General features: G+C 44.6%; 17 protein-coding genes. 8 read left to right on the top strand and 9 right to left on the bottom strand.

The genetic code is table 11. The features are described from left to right. Positions 1–272: 272 nt before the first annotated feature. On the top strand, positions 273–431 hold the full coding sequence (locus D0C36_RS24470; RefSeq protein WP_158557072.1) for a hypothetical protein: 159 nt from the start codon (positions 273–275) through the stop codon (positions 429–431). 24 nt (positions 432–455) lie between these two features. Further along, complete coding sequence (locus D0C36_RS04270; RefSeq protein WP_117390317.1) at positions 456–1,685, top strand: glycosyltransferase family 4 protein; 1,230 nt, start codon at positions 456–458, stop codon at positions 1,683–1,685. Here D0C36_RS04270 and D0C36_RS04265 read toward each other — a convergent pair. From D0C36_RS04265 to D0C36_RS04250, 4 genes are all read right to left on the bottom strand, one after another. Beyond that, a complete protein-coding gene (locus D0C36_RS04265; protein WP_117390316.1) occupies positions 1,657–3,996 on the bottom strand; it encodes a mechanosensitive ion channel family protein in 2,340 nt (779 codons plus the stop codon). The genes D0C36_RS04270 and D0C36_RS04265 overlap by 29 nt on opposite strands. Positions 3,997–4,115: 119 nt before the next feature. Beyond that, positions 4,116–5,357 (bottom strand): cation:proton antiporter, encoded by a 1,242-nt coding sequence (locus tag D0C36_RS04260; protein WP_117390315.1) that lies wholly within the window; start codon positions 5,355–5,357, stop codon positions 4,116–4,118. Between the two features lie 93 nt (positions 5,358–5,450). Continuing rightward, positions 5,451–6,629 (bottom strand): DUF4932 domain-containing protein, encoded by a 1,179-nt coding sequence (locus D0C36_RS04255; RefSeq protein WP_158557071.1) that lies wholly within the window; start codon positions 6,627–6,629, stop codon positions 5,451–5,453. Between the two features lie 93 nt (positions 6,630–6,722). Next, positions 6,723–8,786, bottom strand: coding sequence for a tetratricopeptide repeat protein (locus tag D0C36_RS04250; RefSeq protein ID WP_117390313.1), 2,064 nt, complete (start codon positions 8,784–8,786; stop codon positions 6,723–6,725). 171 nt (positions 8,787–8,957) lie between these two features. On the opposite strand from D0C36_RS04250, the gene D0C36_RS04245 reads away from it, so the two are divergent. From D0C36_RS04245 to D0C36_RS04220, 6 genes are all read left to right on the top strand, one after another. Further along, positions 8,958–9,698, top strand: a complete 741-nt coding sequence (locus tag D0C36_RS04245; RefSeq protein ID WP_117390312.1) for a hypothetical protein — start codon at positions 8,958–8,960, stop codon at positions 9,696–9,698. A 297-nt stretch (positions 9,699–9,995) separates the two neighbouring features. Then, a complete protein-coding gene (locus tag D0C36_RS04240) occupies positions 9,996–10,466 on the top strand; it encodes a hypothetical protein (RefSeq protein WP_117390311.1) in 471 nt (156 codons plus the stop codon). A gap of 20 nt (positions 10,467–10,486) precedes the next feature. Further along, positions 10,487–11,437: an NHL repeat-containing protein gene (locus tag D0C36_RS04235; protein WP_117390310.1), complete on the top strand. Its 951-nt coding sequence runs from the start codon at positions 10,487–10,489 to the stop codon at positions 11,435–11,437. 17 nt (positions 11,438–11,454) lie between these two features. Further along, complete coding sequence (locus D0C36_RS04230) at positions 11,455–12,105, top strand: hypothetical protein (protein ID WP_117390309.1); 651 nt, start codon at positions 11,455–11,457, stop codon at positions 12,103–12,105. 9 nt (positions 12,106–12,114) lie between these two features. After that, positions 12,115–12,750 (top strand): hypothetical protein, encoded by a 636-nt coding sequence (locus D0C36_RS04225; protein ID WP_147321927.1) that lies wholly within the window; start codon positions 12,115–12,117, stop codon positions 12,748–12,750. 40 nt (positions 12,751–12,790) lie between these two features. Further along, entirely contained in the window at positions 12,791–13,537 is a 747-nt protein-coding gene (locus D0C36_RS04220) for a LytR/AlgR family response regulator transcription factor (protein WP_233524406.1), read from the top strand. Here D0C36_RS04220 and bla read toward each other — a convergent pair. The 5 genes from bla to D0C36_RS04195 form a co-directional block, all read right to left on the bottom strand. Continuing rightward, positions 13,534–14,418, bottom strand: coding sequence for a class A beta-lactamase (bla, locus tag D0C36_RS04215; RefSeq protein ID WP_117390307.1), 885 nt, complete (start codon positions 14,416–14,418; stop codon positions 13,534–13,536). The two genes, D0C36_RS04220 and bla, sit on opposite strands and share 4 nt — an antisense overlap. A 29-nt stretch (positions 14,419–14,447) precedes the next feature. Beyond that, complete coding sequence (locus D0C36_RS04210) at positions 14,448–15,476, bottom strand: cytochrome d ubiquinol oxidase subunit II (RefSeq protein WP_117390306.1); 1,029 nt, start codon at positions 15,474–15,476, stop codon at positions 14,448–14,450. A gap of 6 nt (positions 15,477–15,482) precedes the next feature. Further along, on the bottom strand, positions 15,483–16,805 hold the full coding sequence (locus D0C36_RS04205) for a cytochrome ubiquinol oxidase subunit I (RefSeq protein WP_117390305.1): 1,323 nt from the start codon (positions 16,803–16,805) through the stop codon (positions 15,483–15,485). Between the two features lie 603 nt (positions 16,806–17,408). Continuing rightward, complete coding sequence (locus D0C36_RS04200; RefSeq protein WP_117390304.1) at positions 17,409–18,080, bottom strand: YdeI/OmpD-associated family protein; 672 nt, start codon at positions 18,078–18,080, stop codon at positions 17,409–17,411. Between the two features lie 87 nt (positions 18,081–18,167). After that, positions 18,168–18,704: an RNA methyltransferase gene (locus tag D0C36_RS04195; protein WP_117390303.1), complete on the bottom strand. Its 537-nt coding sequence runs from the start codon at positions 18,702–18,704 to the stop codon at positions 18,168–18,170. Positions 18,705–18,724: the final 20 nt, after the last annotated feature.

Genomic DNA, 18,724 nt, shown 5'->3' with positions numbered 1-18,724 from the left:
CAGTAGATCTGCTTTTAAAAAATAAGGTAAGGGCTATGATTTTCCGTAATAAGCGGAAAACAAAAAAGAACAAGCAGGCGTTTTATAAACAGATGCGCGACTAAGGTATTGTTAATTTACTTAGAACGCAACATTTAATAGTACAACTACGAAGAGTAATATTAACTCTTAACATAAAAATTAACTTTCGGCCGAAAATTGTTTATCTGGTAATGTGGCTTTAACATTAGCCTTAAACTAAGCGGGTAGATTTGTATTATAACATAAAACCAATGGAAATGGGCTACTCATCACTTGATCTTGTAATGCTTCTGATAGCCGGACTGGTTATCTGGGCAGCTTCCCGTGTACCGGTAAAGAAAGAAGATGCGCACCGCCGCGTTATGCGTTCAAGACTGAAAAGCAAGCACCAGCACTCCCATTCGTTATAATATACTGCTGAAAGGGCTTTTTCTTTGAACAAAATAAGGGTGGCGTTTTTTGCCGATATATTGGCAGAAGACTTTGATGGCGCCGTACGTACCATGTACCAGCTCATCAACCGGATCGATACATCTCGATTCGAGTATTTATTTATCTACGGGGCGGGCCCCAATGCCATAGGCAACTTTGATACTTTTAGAGTGCCTTATATCAATATCCCTGTTAATGCCGGTTATTCGCTTGCCCTGCCAAAACGTGTTAATGCCCAGCTTAATCAAAAGTTAAAACACTTTGCACCACAGGTTATTCATATTTCCACACCATCGTACCTTGGTAATTTTGCGCTAACTTATGCAGATGATAACAAGCTGCCGGTGCTTAGTATTTACCATACGCACTTTATATCATACGTTAAGTACTATTTTAAATTTACGCCTTTTTTGGTTAACCCTATTAAACGGCGTATTGCAAAAGGCCATAAAAGCTTTTACAACCGGTGCGCAAAAGTTTATGTACCATCAACCAGTATACAGCAAGAGTTGGCAGATATGGGGGTAACGCATAATAATATGCAGCTTTGGAAACGTGGTATTGATACGCATCTGTTTAACCCCGTTAACCGCGACAAGCGCGTTATTGAGCGCCTAACCGGCAATCAAAACCCTACTATTATGTTTGCCAGCAGGTTGGTGTGGGAGAAAAACCTGGAGACATTGATAGCCATTTACGAAAAATTTCAAGAACGTGGCAGGCAGGTAAACTTCCTGATAGTGGGTGATGGCAGTGCGCGCCAGATATGCGAAAAACGCATGAAACATGCAGTTTTTACGGGTACAGTAGATCATCATTCGCTGGCTTCACTTTACGCATCTGCTGATGTATTCCTGTTCCCTTCGGTATCAGAAACCTACGGTAATGTGGTTGCCGAAGCAATGGCCTCAGGATTGCCTTGTGTAGTGGCCGACGGCGGTGGTTCAAAAGATTTTGTAGAGCATGGCAAAGACGGTTTCAGGTGCAGCCCTTTCGACGCTGACGACTATGCGGAGAAGCTGGAAACCTTGCTCGATAACAAGCCATTGGCCCACCACTTTGCTACTGAGTGCATTAAACATATTTCGCAGTTAAGCTGGGCAGCCCTGGCGCAAACCTATTTTGACGACATCAGCACTTTAGCTGCGCCAAAAACAGCACCTGTTGCTACAACTACTACCTTAAAGCCTCACGCGCACTTGATTACATCACTTTTATCTGCGCGTCTGTAAAGCGAGGCATCAGATCAAGCAATAATTTACTCTTAAAGGCAGGCTCAACATAAACGCTGGTTACCCAAATCAGTATTTTTATCTCCATCGAGTCGGCAGTTATGGCATTGATCAATACCTCGGGCGACATGTTTTTTACCGTATGGTCGGTTTTGCTTATCTGGTCTTCAATAATCTTGGTGAGGGCATTGATATCTGTAGCAATGTTTACTTTAAATATCAGTTCTGATTTTACGTACGATGCTCCCTGCGTCCAGTTCACCAAACGGTTACTGAGCAGATCGCCGTTGGGGATAATTACCTGGGAGCCGTATTGCGTAAGCATTTTGCTTGAGCGGATACCAATGTCCTGGATCTTTCCCTTTTTATCGGCCAGTTCAATAAAGTCGCCAATTTCAAAAGGTTTCTCAAATATGAGGATGATGCCCGATACAAAATTGTTCACAATGTTCTGCATACCTAAGCCAATGCCTACACTCAACGCACCCAAAACTACCGTAAGCTTATCCATTGGTATGCCCGATGCCGTAAAGGCCAGCAGTAAGCCCAATAAAACAATTACGAGGCGGAAGAGGGTGAGTTTAGAACTTTTGTGCTCTACCTTGTTATTGGCGTAGCCGATTGTTTTTTCGCCAAACAACACGCCGATATTTTTCTGCAGGATGTTGGATACGTAGACGATGATAATAAAGAACAGCACATTCCCCAGCGTAAATTTAAGCGTACCAAATACACGCTCTTTTACCAGCACCTGGTGGAAGAAACTGAACACGCCACCCGCCACATTCAAATTGATAAAGAATACCAGCAGCCAAAGTATTACGGCAATAACCGATAGCATCCGCTGAAAAGACTGGCGGGTTTTGGAAACATCTAACCTTGAGAATATGCCCCCGTTGCATGAGCTTATCTTGATCTGCAGCTCCAAAGCATCCGTTAGTATCTGGATGAATATGGCCAGACCTATTACCTGCGTAAGACCAACAATGCCGGTGATAGAATATATTTTGGCCAGGCTTATACGGCCAAATACGTTGAGTATAATAGCCATAATATTGAGGTAGAAGAAAACATACAATACCGGCTTAATAAAACCTTTTTTAAAATTGATCTCTTTTAGTTTCTGATAGAAGCGGTAACCAATGTATAATGAGGCCACGTTAACACCTATCAGCAACAGGCGTACAAAAATAGCATCGTGCACGGTGGCGGTTACTGCCATCACCAAAATGTATAGCCCCACTATGTACAGCCATTGGCGCAGCTGTTTGGGCTCCAGTTTTTTCCAAAAATCAATAGTGAGCAGGGCGAGTATGCCAAAAGAAATAATTTCGATATAAAGCGAAGGTGAATCAGGCTCAAACAGCGGGGTGATAATGAGCATCACTATTAATGCAGGGATAACAGGCATCGCGCTGATATATTTAAAATCAAGCGTGCCGAGGTTTTGCTTCAGATCGGGCTTTTGGGCCTTGCGATAATTGAGGAACACCCACAAAAAGAACACGCCGCCAAAAAGAATCACGAGAATGCGGTTATCCCAGGTAGAGTTGATAAAATAGCCAAGTATCTTGTTTTGCCCGCGAATGGATGATGACAGCAGTTCGCCCACATCCTCATCCTTATTATCGATAGGGGCCGCCCATATATACGGCGATTCTTTCCTCAGTGCGCTTTTGCCCGATACCTGCATCCTGTCGCTGATATTGGCCTGCAGTTCGGTTATCTGCAGGTTTGAGGCCGATACATCAGCCAGTAAACGGCTTACCGTATCAAGGTTTGCGGTAGTAAGTTTACCCGCGTTTTGCAAACGAACTTTTATGTCGATCAGTTGATCTTTATACAACTTCCGGGCGGTAGTATCATTGGCTTGCACCATTAAAACCGAGTCCTTGCTTAGGTTTAACACCTCGTTGGCCATCCGCTGCAGATCGTTACTGGCTTTAGATAGTTTATCCTGCAGGCCCTGCAAATTATCTTGTGAGGTTTTTAAAATGAGGTCATAACTGGTTAATGTTTTTGGTTCGATAACCCTTCCGGTGGCGGTCAGATCTGCTTTAATAGGCGCTATATTCTGCCTAATATCTGATAATGATTGTCGCGTATTGCCGGTAGCATAACCTTTTTTGTTTGATGCATTGATCTCGGTGATAGCTGCCTGCGCCCGTTGTATCCTAAAAAGCAAAGTATCCGGTATGGTTTGGCCCGAATCGCTCTTTAAAGTGGGTGCCTGCGTAAATGCCGCGGTAGAAATTATGATGCTGAAGAACAGCAGAAATGCTGCTTTTATAGATGTGCCGGTTAACTTCATTATGTAAACATTTAACCCGCAAAACGCCACGGGTTTAAATTATAACTGCGGTGAACTTTAGCTTATAACACCCCGTAGTTGTGGTTTTGTTTCAATAAATTGGTAATTGGTTTGTTTGCTTAGGCGGGTTGGCGCAATAATTTTTTAGTGAAACTGCCAATAGTAAGTCCTTGTACAAGTATAGAAAACACCACAATGATGTAGGTAACCAGCACAAACTCTTCGCGGTACATTTGCGGCCCCAATGATAAGGCCAGCGCAACAGAAAGCCCGCCGCGCAAACCACCCCATGTTAAAATGGCTATGGCATTACGCTCAAACTTTATCTTAAATTTCAGCAATCTTATCGGCACAAATACGGCCAGCCAACGTGCAGCTAATACCACCAATATAGATATACCGCCGATAATTAAAATAGTGGTGTCTATTTTTATGATGAGCATTTCAAGCCCAATCAGCATAAAAAGTATAGCATTTAATATCTCATCAACCAGTTCCCAAAATTTGCCCAGATAATCGCGACTAACGTTTGACATTGCTTCGCGCTTAACTTTGTTGCCGGTAAGTAAACCGGCCACAACCATAGCCAGCGGGCCTGATACATGTAGCAGCCCCGCTAAAAAATATCCACCCATTACAATAGCTACGGTTACTAAAACCTCAACTTTGTAATCGTCTATAGGTCTTAATGCGTAATACCCTGCATACCCTAATACTGCACCAAATAGCACGCCGCCAACAGCCTCCTGTAAAAATAATTTGGCTACCGAAAGTGCATCAACCGCAGCGCCTGTGCCAGCAGCATCTAACAAGGTCACAAATATCACTACGGCTACACCATCGTTAAATAATGATTCGCCGGAGATTTTTAGCTCGAGTGATGAAGGTATCTTTGCTTCTTTTAATATCGCCAAAACAGCAATGGGGTCTGTTGGTGAAATTACCGAACCAAACAGCAGGCAATAAATAAATGGGATATGAATATCAAAAAGCCCGAATAGGTAAAAGGTAGCAGTTCCAACAACCGTAGTTGAGATAACAGTGCCGATGGTTGAAAGTGCAAGTACCGGCCAGCGTTCTTTACGCAGTTGATCGGTATCAATATGGATGGCGCCCGCAAAAAGCAGGAAACTCAACATAAAGTTCAGCAGTACATCCCTGAAGTTTATAGAATCAACCAAACGCAATACTTTCTCAGAAACTATAGGATGAAAATTGCCCACCACTGCAAAAATGATAGAGCAACCAAGCGATATGACCATAATGCCGATGGTAGGCGGCCATTTAATAATGCGGTTATTTACGTAAGCAAATAAAGCGGCCAGTACTACGGTGATAGATATGATTTCGCTGATACCCATAGTGGGCAATTTAATAAAAAGCTGCGTCTAACGGGCAATTTTAAGGTTCCAAAAGGGCTTTTGAATGCTTTTTGCAACCATAGCGTCGTTAGATCACTTGTATTTCTTTATCTGCGCATTAATCATCTCAGGCGTTAACGAGTGGAAATAAGCAACCAGTTGCGGCAGGTAGCTTTCAAAGGTTGGGTAGCGTTTCCTGTTGCTTTCATACTGCTTTATCTTTACTTCGAGCAGGGGCAGCAGCACGCACTTTTCCTCGTAGATATGGAATTTACGTAAACGCTCAGCTTCCTTAAAACTTTTCATGGATACCGCCGTACGGATCTCGGCAAGGCGCACCAGATGCTCGGTTACACATACAAACCAATCGTTAATATAATGAGGGGCAAGTATTTCTTTAAGTTGAGGGGTGTACAAGACAGAATCCCCGACTATCTGAGTCCGGTATTTATCAAGCAGCGGGTTAACGAATGAGTGCCCCATCTCATGCCTTGTTAAAAAATGTGTAACGTTGGGATTATCGAAACCAAATTGCTGATATTGGGCCAACGAGGGCATCAATGGTAACATTTTGTCAGAGCTGGTGATCATGCCCGGGATAAGCCCTTCGGGAGACATAATGCTCGGGCCAAAGCCGCGGTAATTGTCTTCGCCTTTTGTTACGGGCATGCCGGGCGTTAAAAAGACGCGGTATTGGCTAAATGCTTTGCCATGCCATTTCTCAAGTGCCGGAAACGACGGTGCATCCACATCTTTTGCAAACTCATATATAGCGCCTTTATAGAAACGTGCATTCTCTGCAAGAAAAGCACCAACGTTGGCTTGTTTGTAAAAGCTGCGCAAGCTATCGGTAAGTTCTGCCAAAACAGGTTTAATTTCGGGATGGGCAGGGTCTGCAGGCAATTCACTGTACAATGCGCCCGTGGCCGGGAACTCCTTTTGATTGATGAGATAATTCAGGATAGGCCCATTATCGTAATAGGTATTTCTAACCTGTTCTATCAGTTTTGAGATCCTTATGATAACCGGACTATTTACATTAGGGCTAAAATGTTGATACCCGAAATGCACTATAGGCTGGTGATCATAGTCGCCGCCCTTTTGGTCAAAAACAATATTGTTGATATGCTCTACGGCAAGGCGCTCGGCGAAGAAATAGGTTTCGAGATTTGCATTGATAGCCACAGAAACCTTTGCAGACAATTGATCTTTATACTGTGCAACAGATTGTTGGGCGAAAAACAGAAGGATAAACCAAATAAACTTTTTCATCATGTAAATACAAGACTCTCGTAAGCCGGTAAACGTTGCAAAATAATAATACCCGCACAAAGGCGGGTATCATCACAATTATAAAAGTTTAGGTTAAGTACTCTTCAAAACCTTTGGCAGCGTAAGCACGGCCACCGTACCCGTCCCTTCATCAACAGTTTTAGGGCGCACTTCAAATGCGGCGTGGTTGCCGTTGTTCATGGCGTTGATGATCTCAATACGTTCGCGGATGGCATTCAGCCCGATGGATTTACTTTTTACAGAAGAGTGGGTCTTAAACTTTTCAGCTTCATCCATGCCTATACCGGTATCATCAACGGTGAAATAAATAACGGCATCCGTTTGCTCTAACCTAACATTAACAGCAGGCTTTTCGGCAGTAGAATTGCGCAGACCGTGGTGTATCGAGTTCTCTATCAGTGGCTGTACCAACATAGGGGGCAGCATCAGTTTGGTCATGTCCAGATCAGGATCGGCATAAAACTCATAGCTGAACTGGTGGTTAAAACGAATGGCTTCCAGTTCGGTATAAAGTTTCAGTGCTTTCCACTCGCGCTCGGCAACCACCATGCTTTGGGTGGAGTTTTCCAGTATCAAACGGCTTAGTGTAGCAAATTTTTGCACCAGCCGGCTGGCGGTTTTTGAATCGTTCTCTAAAACGTACGATTCAATAGAGTTCAGCACGTTAAAAATAAAGTGCGGGTTCATTTGCGAGCGAATGGCTTTCAATTCGCTTTCAGATAGTTTATTTCGATAAAGCAATTCGCGGGCTTGTTCTTCGGCCTCTTTGCGCTGCAGCTCGTTCTTTAAACGAAGTTGCTTGATACGGGCACGATTCAACAGCAATATCATTACCGCAACCGCTACAATAAACACCAGCACGCTCACTAATACTATCTGCCGCATTTTAAGCGCCGAGATCTGCTGCTGTTGTTTGTAAGCATCTTCCTTTTTCTGAAACTGGTATTGAGCTTCCATCATAGCCAGCTTGTTTTTGCTTTGCTGCGAATAAAGCGAATCGTTTATGCCTTTAGCTTTGCGATAGTTTTGAAGCGCGCCTTTAAAATCGCCTTCTTTTTCCTGTAGCAGAGCCAGATCTTCAGAAAAATAACTCAGGTCATCGGTGTCATCTGTTTCAGTAGCGTATGATATAGCCCTGTTTAAATACTGTTTGGCCAAGGCTGAGATCTTTTCTTTGTCTGACGGCACGCCGGGTGGTAATTTACCTGTAAGGGGTTTGTTAGTGATTATTGTTTCTGCATACAGATCACCTATGTTGCCAATATTTGTGATTGATGAGGGATGCTTTGGCGAAAACGCATCAAACATTTTTTGAGCTTCTAAAAGATAGCTTAACTTTTTTTCGCGATCAACACCTTCATAGATGAGGCCCAAACGCGAAAGGGCCGTCGCTTCTCCCAATGTATTATTTACTGCTTTGTAAAGCTCATGCGCCTTTCGATAATACTCGTTAGCCTTTTTGCGATTTTTTTGTAAATAAAAAACGTCGGCAATACTGTTAGTGGCTGATGCCATTCCATCCTTATCATGCTGTTGGGTATGTAATTTTAGCGCTTTTGAGCTATAATAAAGTGCCTTGTCATAATTGGCCTGGGCTATAAAAACCTTTGATATATTGTTATACAAAGTTCCCATTAAGTAATACGATTTTATTTCCTCGGCAATTTTCAGTGCCCTGAAATTGTATTTTAACGATTCGATAAAATTGCCCCTGCGCTGGTTTGCAGTACCTATATTGTTGTACGCTGATGCGAGATTGTTTTTGTTGCCTATTTCGATATCAATGGAAACAGCCTTGTTATACAATTCGATGGCTTTATCATACTCGCCTCTGTCGCTGGCCACATCTGCGTAAAGCGAATGAAAAGCTGCTATAGCTTTTTTAAAATTTAGTTTTTGTGCCAATGCCATTCCTATATCTGCATAATGCAAGGCCGAGTCAACATCTATATAGGTGTAATCATTAGCTATCCTGTAATATGATTTGATCCGGTTAGTATCAACCGCCGGATTTTTTTTGAGATCTTTTTTTATCGAATCAATGTAGCCGAGGCCCCGCAATTGCGCATAAGCAATGGTATTTGTTAAAAACGGAAATAGAAATAAGGCAATTACCGATCGCTTGAATGCTTTCATAATCAGGACGTTTTATCTACATCCAAAATACTGAATAATTATACAGAATGCACTAATGCCTTGCTAAGCCGCAAGGCTTGTTCGCTCATTCAAAACGTTGTTTCACTCAGTCGGAATTTTAGGATGCTCTTTATACCGCTCTTTTGAGGTACATCAAATCAGTAACCATCCATGAAAAAGTACCTTTTAAGCGCTTGCATACTGCTGGTAGCAGCATGCAGCAAAAACAACGGGAATGACCCTGGTAAACCGCAACAAGCCGATGGTGTAAGCCAGAAAACCGAAACCGCTAACGGTATCACCTACAAAGTATTTACAGCAAACGGCCAAAGCCAGTACAAAGGCGTACTGGTGGTAGGCAGCGGTAATGATGAGAATAATCCTACCCCAGGCAGCCTTGAGGGTGGCGCCGAAACGGACCTTTGCCAGACTGCTGCAAAAAACGGCTACGTGGCCGCCATTGTACAATACCGCAAAACAGCAGGCAACGCCGACTGGAATAATAGCGCCGCCCAAATAGCACAGGATTATGATAAATGTATTGTTGCCCTTGCCGGGAAGTATGGGGTGGATAAGAGCAAGTCGGCGGTGGCGGGGTTCTCTTATGCCAGCTTTATGTTGTTGACAGATATAACCGTAAATAACACGCTATCATACAGCAAGGGAGTGCTGGCTGCCTGCGGCGGTGCTGATACCTGGAAGGCACAGCATTTTAAGATCCCGGTTTTTAGTATCAATTGCGCCGGTAACAACGAGGGCGACTTTAACGGTAAAGCCCTATACGATCAGATACCGGCCAACTCGCCCGTAAAAGCCCGCAGCGGCGGCGTAACCGATAACAGCTGCAATACCCACTGCGGCGGCACATGGACGCAGGCTATGATGGGGCAGTTGAAGACTTGGTTGGAGTAGTTTACTCACCTCGCGACACTTCGTGCGCGACCCTCTCTTCGCTGCGCGAAAAGAGGGTAAATAAAATAAAAAAGAGCGCAATCCCCTCTTTGCGTAGCAGAGAGGGGCAGGGGTGAGTCAAAACTTTTACATCCCTCTGTTTCCTTAAAGTAAATAAAATCACTCCCTCGCTTAAAATCCCTATTCACTCATCCGCTAACCCTGCGAGGCTCATCCTCAGAAAATAGCTTAAATACCTCATCTACATTTGGTTCAACAAACAAATAACATCTATTACATAATTAAAATTACAACCTCATGAAAACTTTAAAATTAACCTCAGCATTGGCAATTATTGTTGCCTTGTTATTTTCATTCACTGCCTGTAAAAAAGATAAAAATGATGGTCCGGGTGGTGGCGGATCGGGCTATATCTACAATGGCACTACTTACAAAGTAGCCAGTGCTAACGAGAAACACATCGGCGGCGACATCTTCCTGGAGCTTACCTCAACCGATCCCGGCGATTACCTGCAGATAAGCTTTGCCAACGTAACTGCCATCCCCGAAGGAACATTAACCTATCACGGAGATCGTTTCCAGGGCTATAATGCCCAAACCAACTTTTGGGCTACTGCAATAGGTTTAAGCGGTAACAGCATTAACACTACCGGTGGTATCATTACGGTAAGCAAAACAGATGGTGCTTACAAGATTGACCTCAACATACAAACTGCCAATGGCAATATAACCGGCCAATATAATGGCACACCTGCAGTAACCAATTAACATACTTTACACACAATACCATGAAAAAGAAAATGATACTATCCCTGCTGCTAATGTTTGCAGCAGCAGGGAGTTTTACAGCCTGTAAAAAAGATAAAAACAAAGATAGCGACCCTTGCGCCAGGCTGGAGTTTGTTGCAAAAACAACAGCAGATTATACCAAACCATGTGGGCTTGCTATTTCAAAATCGGGCATGGTGGCGGTTAGTACTTACAACGGCTTCTCGGGATATGGTTTGTACGGCCCCACCAGTGTTTGGAAAAGCTACAGCGATTTTCTGGCCAAAGCTCAACCACTTATTGAGTTTTCAAGTCGTGGTGCCGAGGCTGCGGCTTTTGATAACGACGAAAACCTGTATATAGCCGAAACTGAAGGCACGGCGGGCATCCGCACCTATAGAAAAGTGATACAAGGTGGTGCGGTAACTTACCAATACAATTCGCTTATACAGGGCAACGGCATAAGCGGCGGTTTTGTAAACCCACGCGGTATTGCTTTTGACGATAATGGCCGCATGTACATAGCCAATGATGGCCGCGGTAACCTTGTTCGCGTAACAAACCCTATGGGCGCTGCTACGGTACAGATCATAGCGAGCGATCTGGGTAGTATTAAGGGAATGGCCATCAGCGGCAAAACCATGTATTTAACCTCTTATGTTGATGGTTCGGTAATGCGCTGCACCCTGAAATCTAACGGCGATTTCAGCGAGATCACGGGTGTTTACAAGACAAATCACCCGGTTGATGTGGCCCTGACGAATGGTGCACTTGCAATTGCCACGCCCGAAGACGGAAAAGTTACGCTGATAGATCCTGACAAGCTCCCTGCGGGCAACAATGCTTATACCGGATGTACAAAAGAATTACAAGTCGGCACAAATGTATTCGGGATGGCTTTTACGCCCGATGGCAAAGGTCTGCTTGCTTCGCACCTGAACGGTAACCAGGTAAAATATTTTACTAATTAATACATCATACAACAACCATGAAAAAGATATTGACACTCATTATTATAATGATCACCGCCTTTGCTGTAACAGCATCGGCACAAAGCAAAAAAGCCAAAACCCGTAAAAAGGTGGCTACGCAAACAACAACTGTCACTAAACCGGATGATAAAAAAGCTGTGGTAACAGAAACGCGTTCAACAACTACATCAGCATCATCTGCAGCACCTGCAAAACACAGCGTTACCCCGTCGTATGATGATTATTATAAAACAGCCTTGGGTATCAAATTCCTGTACGGCATCTCTATCACCGGCAAGCATTTTCTGAACGAGAAAGGTGCACTCGAGGGTATCCTGCAATACCACAGCCTTGGCGATCTGGGTTCTGAGATAAATTTCACAGCACTTTATGAGCATCATGGCAAAATTGCCGGTGCGCCGGGCTTACGCTGGTACGTAGGTGGCGGTGGCTACTTCGGCTATCTGAATGTTGACAGTGATAACCAGTTTATTGCTGATGAAGCGTCTACAACCAGTTTCGGCGTGGTGGGTGCATTAGGGTTGGAATACAAGATCAAGAATGTACCCATCGCCATCAGTGCCGACTGGCAGCCCGTTTATGTGGTTAACAACGGCGGCGGCTTTACATCGGCCAACGGCGGGTTTGGTATTAAGTACACCTTTTAAAGCATCGGCATGAGAAAGTTTTTGATGATGCTGTGCATGCTGCCGTTGTTGATGGCGGCATGTAAGAAAGATAAAAGTGAAAAAGCAAGCGGCCTCGAAAATTACTACATCCGCGGTACCATGAAAAGCGTTATAGCTGCCGATGGCGGGGCCGAAAGCCCCTTTGTGATGACCTTTGATGCAAATAGGAAGGCATCGCTGGTGAATATTAACGGGATAAACAACTTAAATTATACGGTTACAAAAGACCGCATAACACTTAGTGATAATGGCTACTTTAACCTGCAAAACAAACAAATAACCGACTGGACAATAGCGGGCATGAATATTACATCGGCTATGCTATTGCCTGTAGGGGCAAACCAGTTAAGGGGTAAAAATTTCGAAGGGACTATAAAATATTCCAAGCTTAATTTCGATGCTCCGATGACAGTATATTTTAATAAGGGCGCTAATTCAGTATCGTTTGATAAAATAGCCGGAACCCAGGTTTACGACTTTGTGCCTTATGCGGGCGTAGCCACTTACATGTATGATATTCCGAGCGCTTCTGCTTTGTTCATGATGTATAAGGACGGGAAACTTGCCGTAGTAAATACCGGTAGCGAGGTGGGTTTCGGTAGCACCGAACTTAACGCTAAGTGATTAATTTTTAAACTATTGAGAAATAAACTTTATCTTAGATATGCAATACGCCGAAACACTACCTATGCTTAAAGCCGTTATATTGGACGATGAAGAGCGGGGCAGCTCCCTGCTAAACCGCAAGCTGAAAGGCTTTGAGGGCGATCTTGAGGTGATGGCTGTTTTTAACGATCCGTACAAGGCCCTGTCTAAAATGATGGATCTGGAGCCTGATGTTTTATTTCTTGATGTTGAAATGCCCGGACTGAACGGCTTCCAGTTTTTAGAAAAACTGGGAGCGTTTAACTTTCAGGTCATTTTCACTACGGCCTATGACAGCTACACCCTCGAAGCGCTACGCCTCAGCGCAGTTGATTACCTGCTGAAACCTATTGATGAGGATGAACTACACACTGCCATCTTCCGTTTAAAAAAGCGCGTTTTTGAGCAGGATAAAACAAAAAAGGTTGAAGATCTCTCGCGCAACCGTCTGGCACTACCCACTGCCGAAGGCGTTTACCTGGTAGATAAAACCAGCATCATAAGGGTTGAGGCCATGAGCAATTACAGCACATTTTACCTCAGCGATGCCAAAAAGATAGTGGTTTCAAAAACGCTTAAGGAATATGAGAACGTACTTACCGAAGCCTATTTCCTGCGCATTAATCGTTCTGTGATAGTTAACCTGGATTATATTGTAAAATACCGCAAAGGCGATGGGGGCACCCTCGAGATGGCCGATGGTACTGAGATAGAAGTATCGGCATCACGCAAGGACGCTTTGGTAGAGAAACTATTTGGCGCTTAGTTTTTTAACCGGTTATCGTAAACGGCTTTAGCAATGCGGGCAATAACGGCTTCGCGGGTATCGTCGTCTGCTTTTGAATCGGTAACAAAAACTACCAAAATCACTTGTCTTCCACCGGGCATGTTAATAATGCCTGCATCATTGGTTGCGGGAGAGATACCTGTTTTTGGATCGGTTGCTGATGTGCCGGTGCGGTGTATTACCACAGTACCCTCGGGTAGTAAACCTTTTATGCGCTTTTTGCCCACTTCGGTTTTGGCCATGGTTGTGAGGATGTAATCCGTGTTTTTGGCCGAAAGAGCGCTGCCGTGCCTTACCGTTTTAAGCAGGTTCGCCATATCCCACAGGGTACATACATCAGTGAATTGGGCCTTCCAGTTGTGCTTCATCTCATCTTCGGTAGCCCGTATCCTGAACGACAGGCCGCCCAATTGATGCATATATTTTTCAACTTCAGCCTTGCTGCAAACACGGTTGAGCAGAATATCGCAGGCATCGTTATCGCTCCATATCAGCATATAATCCAACAGTTCGCGGATGGTGATATCTACGTTGCCATCCGGGTGTTTATCGCGTAGCGGACTATAATTCTCCGGCAGGTCTTTTTTAGTGATGTGCAGTTTATCATCAAGCTTTAAAAGTCCTTTATCGGCCTTGTGCAAAACAGCAACGGCGATAGGGAATTTGAAAGTGCTCTGCATCACTAACGGCCTTTTACCATTGATGGTTAGCGTATCGCCGGTTTTTAGATCAAGCATGGCCACACCAACTTTGCCTTTGGCATCTTTAGATAGCTCTGTGATCTGTTCCCTTAAAGTGGTTTGCGCAGATACACTCAGGCCAAAGAACAGGCAACAGGTAAGCAATACAAGTTTACGCATGGCAAATGATTTTTACAGGCAAAGATAGTTCAATGGTGCAGATCAGCATCGCCATTGGCCGATTTCTTTTGGAAACTCCACACCAGGTAAAACAGCGCCGGTAAAATCAATATACTGCCCAGCAATAGTGCAATGCCCAATGCCTGGATGGCTTTATCAGCCCCGCGATGTTCTATCAGCGAAAGGTGGCCGCCGCCTTTTAATATAACGATGTTGGGATAGTGTTTATAAGTAGTGGTAAGCAAGATCATGGTCATCTGGAAACCGGCCAGCACACGGATGATGTAGCGTTTACCTTTACTGATCAAATACCAGAGCAATACCAGCGATATACTCGCCAGCCCCACCGCTGCAATGCCGATAAAATTGCCGAACACCCATTGCACCAAAGGGATATTCTCTTTTATAGATACGATAAACACCACCCCGCCTGAGACAACCGCCGCTACATTCATAATACGTGCCTTGCGGATAAAACTGCGGCGCTCGGCGTCATCGCGCGCTTCGCCGATGAGATAAATGGCAGCAAGGAAGCCGCAAAGCGATGTGGTGAAGAAGCCAATAGCTACCGAGAACCAGTTTAACCAGCTGTAAACGTAGGCATCCATAAAATTATTGGCCTGAGGATCTACGCGACCACTTACCGCGCTGCCGGCAATAATACCCAGGAATAGCGGCGTAATAAAGCTGGAATAAACGAAGATCTTGTTATAGATCTTCTGCATGTTATCATTCACCGCATCGTAGTTACGGAAGGTGAGGGCAGTACCCCGGGCAATGATCCCCATCAGCATCACGGTAAGCGGGATGTGCAGGTAGGTTGACATGGTGGCGTAAATGGTAGGGAAACCCACAAACAGTATCACTATGGCAATGATGAGCCACATGTGGTTAGCTTCCCATATTGGCCCAATGGCATTATACATGATGCGCCGGGTACGCGATTTATTGGGCGTTGAGGTAAATAGCTCAATAATACCCGCGCCAAAATCCGCCCCGCCCATTACGAGGTACAACAGCAACGAAACCCACAAAAAAACAATCACTACGTAGATCATAAGCTATTATTTGGTTTGAGGGTTAACATCATAAATAACGGGTACCATTTTTATTTGGCGGTACAGCAAAAATATAACTGCAATGCTCAGCGTGAAATACACCGCCGTAAACAGGTAGAAGGAATAATGGATGCCTGGCATAGGCGTTACTGCATCGGCGGTGCGCATTACGCCTTGTATTATCCATGGCTGTCGGCCAACCTCGGTCACTGTCCATCCGGCCTCAACGGCAATGAAACCGATGGGAGTGGCCAGGATAAATAATTTCAGGAACCAGCCTTTCTCAAACCAGCCTTTCTTTTTCCAAATGGCGATGATATAAATAACTCCCAAAGCCATCATGGCCATACCCAGTGCTACCATTATCTGGAAAGCATAATGGGTAACCGCAACGGGTGGATGGTCCTGCTCTGGTATCTCGTCGAGGCCTTTTACGGGTGTTTTAAAATCATCGTACACCAAAAAGCTGAGCATGCCGGGCAACTCGATGGCGTAGTCTACTTTCTTGTTCTTTACATCAGGAATGCCGCCGATAATAAGGGGTGAGTAGGGTTCTGTTTTAAAATGTGCTTCCATAGCGGCCAGTTTAGCGGGCTGACGTTTGGCTACCATTTTGGCTGATACATCGCCGCTTAGCGGTTGCAATATGGCCGCCACCACACCAAATATGGCTGCAATTTTAAACGAGCGCAGGTGAAAGTCAACACTGCTTTTGCGCAGCATCATTAGTGCATGCACCCCTGCTACTGCAAAGCCGGTAGCTGCAAAAGCCGCTATACACATGTGCAGGGCTTGCGAGAACCACGCCGGGTTAAACATTGCTTTTATAGGATCAATGTTGGTGTACTGTCCGTTTACAAAATCAAAGCCGGTAGGGCTGTTCATCCAGCTGTTGGCGGCAACAACCAGTATGCCGGATGTTAAGCCGCTTACGCCTACCACAACGCCCGTAAACCAGTGGAACCAGCGGTTAAAGCGTTTCCAGCCGTAGAGGAAAAAGCCAAGCGCTATTGCTTCAATAAAAAATGCAGTGCCTTCTAATGAAAATGGCATCCCGAAGATGGGCCCCGCGTGTTTCATAAAGGTAGGCCACAGCAACCCCAACTCAAAGGATAATACCGTGCCGGATACTGCGCCGGTGGCAAAGAAGATGGCCACACCTTTGCTCCATGCTTTGGTTACATTTTGGTACACCTGTTTGCCGGTGCGTAACCATAAAAAGTGTGATACCGCCATAAAGAACGGCATCACCATGCCAATGCACGAGAAAATGATGTGGAAGCCCAGTGACAGTGCCATCTGCGACCTCGCGGCCATAAAATTATCCATGCCACAAGTTTAAGTACTATAAAATGTTTTACCACATAATGCGCAGGCTTTTAATAATTTAGAACGAATAATAATTGAGAAATTGTTGTTTAAGATGTTGGATTTGTGGGGATTAATGAGTATTAAATCAACGCGAACTTTTCACCCGTCATTGCGAGGTAAGAAGGCAACTGACAAAAGGGAGCTCATTGATACCTTAGAAGGAAATTAAACACATCGATAATCTCTTTAGGACAATCGGCTCTGCAAGTCGGGGATTGCCACGTCGCTATTGCTCCTTGAAATGACGTATTTACAAACTTGTCATTCTGAGCGTAGCGAAGAATCTAACCGCGTTCATTTCTACAGCAGATAGATGCTTCGTTCCTCAGCATGACAAAATGAGATTTAGAGAGAGCCGAACCCAACGCCAACGAACACAGCGGCATAGTGTAACGTGCGGGTAGCACAGGCATTGCAGTAGCAAAACCATTGTAGCGCGTTACCAAGCCGCGACTTTTCTTTGGTTACTTTCTTTTGAGAGAAAAGAAAGTAACATCCACTACCGATTCATATTGCTTACTGCCATTCCTAACGAAGAACCTATCTTAAAAGGGCTACCTTTTATTTCTCCGACGGATTTTTCTTTCCCGCCAGCAACATCTCTACCATTTTACTGATGCGGTTAGCACGGGTTTGTTCCTGTTTGGCGCTTAATATCCATACCACGTACTCTTTACGGTGTGACCATGCCAGTTTCTCATAATAAGCCATTGCTGCAGGTTCTGCAGCAAGTGCCTCGTGCAGGTAGGGTGGTAGTGTTATTTGCTTTTTATCTACATCAATAAACTCCGAGTAGTCGTTTTCTTTACGGATAGATGCCGCGCTGGCTTCAGAGTGTTTTACCAGGTGTTCGGGGCGGAAACGCAGCGTGGTCCAGGTGTTGTTGATGGCTGCAGAGGCTACCGGTCGTAGGCCGTAAGGTTTGGTCACTTCCCAGCCACTCATCATTTCCAGGTCGGTTTCAATGCCCGAGTTTTTCTTGGGGTAGATCACCCAAAGCACAGTATCATCTTTTAAAGAAGTTTGTAACTGTTTTAAAACTTCACTCAACTCAGTACTGGTTTTAACAAACACCTGTATGCCACTAACGGCTTTGCCCAAAGCGAATGTTAACTCAACACTTTCAGGAAGAGGTTCAAGCGTAGCCAGGTAATCTTCAGGGGCGTTCAGTATCAGCCAGGTTTGGCCGGGTTTCATTTGCAGTTTTTTGGCAAGAGGGCTCGGTGGGTTCATAGATTATGGTTAATGGTTCATAGCCTATGCAAGTTAATAAACTTTGCGCACTTACTTAAATTCCCACTATGAACTATGAACTATGAACTATGAACTATGAACTATCTTCGAGTAAAAATCCCAAAGTACAATACCTGCCGATACTACGATATTAAAAGAGTGTTTGGTGCCGAATTGGGGGATTTCGATACAGGCATCTATCTGCTCCATCACCTCGTCGCTTACACCATTTACCTCGTTACCGAAAATGAGCGCGTATTTTTTGCCCTGCTCAGGGGTAAAGGTATTCAACATGGTGCTGTTCTCGGCTTGTTCTATAGCAATGATCACATAACCTTCTGCACGCAGATGTTCAACGGCCTGTACAGGTGTTTCAAAATATTGCCAGTTTACAGAGTTAGTAGCGCCCAACGCGGTTTTTTCGATCTCTCGGTGCGGTGGTTGTGCCGTTATTCCGCAAAGGCAGATCTGCTCAACCGCAAAACCATCTGATGTACGGAATATAGAGCCGATATTATGCATGCTGCGCACATTATCAAGCACTACGGCTACAGGCAGTTTATCCTGGGCCTTAAATTCTTCTACAGAAGCACGGTTAAGTTCGTCGAGTTTTAGTTTGCGCATTGGATGGTATGAAGCTGCAA

Source organism: Mucilaginibacter conchicola, from assembly GCF_003432115.1.
Classification (GTDB): domain Bacteria; phylum Bacteroidota; class Bacteroidia; order Sphingobacteriales; family Sphingobacteriaceae; genus Mucilaginibacter; species Mucilaginibacter conchicola.
Note: the sequence above shows the minus strand (reverse complement) of the source record. Positions and strands in the feature narration are given on the sequence as shown.

Coding starts and splice junctions, on each gene's coding strand:
- D0C36_RS04235 (WP_117390310.1), top strand. CDS start 10,487: ATGAAAAAGAAAATGATACTATCCCTGCTGCTAATGTTTGCAGCAGCA.
- D0C36_RS04195 (WP_117390303.1), bottom strand. CDS start 18,704: ATGCGCAAACTAAAACTCGACGAACTTAACCGTGCTTCTGTAGAAGAA.
- D0C36_RS04225 (WP_147321927.1), top strand. CDS start 12,115: ATGAGAAAGTTTTTGATGATGCTGTGCATGCTGCCGTTGTTGATGGCG.
- D0C36_RS04220 (WP_233524406.1), top strand. CDS start 12,791: ATGCAATACGCCGAAACACTACCTATGCTTAAAGCCGTTATATTGGAC.
- D0C36_RS04230 (WP_117390309.1), top strand. CDS start 11,455: ATGAAAAAGATATTGACACTCATTATTATAATGATCACCGCCTTTGCT.
- D0C36_RS04250 (WP_117390313.1), bottom strand. CDS start 8,786: ATGAAAGCATTCAAGCGATCGGTAATTGCCTTATTTCTATTTCCGTTT.
- D0C36_RS04245 (WP_117390312.1), top strand. CDS start 8,958: ATGAAAAAGTACCTTTTAAGCGCTTGCATACTGCTGGTAGCAGCATGC.
- D0C36_RS04260 (WP_117390315.1), bottom strand. CDS start 5,357: ATGGGTATCAGCGAAATCATATCTATCACCGTAGTACTGGCCGCTTTA.
- D0C36_RS04205 (WP_117390305.1), bottom strand. CDS start 16,805: ATGGATAATTTTATGGCCGCGAGGTCGCAGATGGCACTGTCACTGGGC.
- D0C36_RS04255 (WP_158557071.1), bottom strand. CDS start 6,629: ATGAAAAAGTTTATTTGGTTTATCCTTCTGTTTTTCGCCCAACAATCT.
- D0C36_RS04265 (WP_117390316.1), bottom strand. CDS start 3,996: ATGAAGTTAACCGGCACATCTATAAAAGCAGCATTTCTGCTGTTCTTC.
- bla (WP_117390307.1), bottom strand. CDS start 14,418: ATGCGTAAACTTGTATTGCTTACCTGTTGCCTGTTCTTTGGCCTGAGT.
- D0C36_RS04200 (WP_117390304.1), bottom strand. CDS start 18,080: ATGAACCCACCGAGCCCTCTTGCCAAAAAACTGCAAATGAAACCCGGC.
- D0C36_RS04210 (WP_117390306.1), bottom strand. CDS start 15,476: ATGATCTACGTAGTGATTGTTTTTTTGTGGGTTTCGTTGCTGTTGTAC.
- D0C36_RS04240 (WP_117390311.1), top strand. CDS start 9,996: ATGAAAACTTTAAAATTAACCTCAGCATTGGCAATTATTGTTGCCTTG.
- D0C36_RS24470 (WP_158557072.1), top strand. CDS start 273: ATGGAAATGGGCTACTCATCACTTGATCTTGTAATGCTTCTGATAGCC.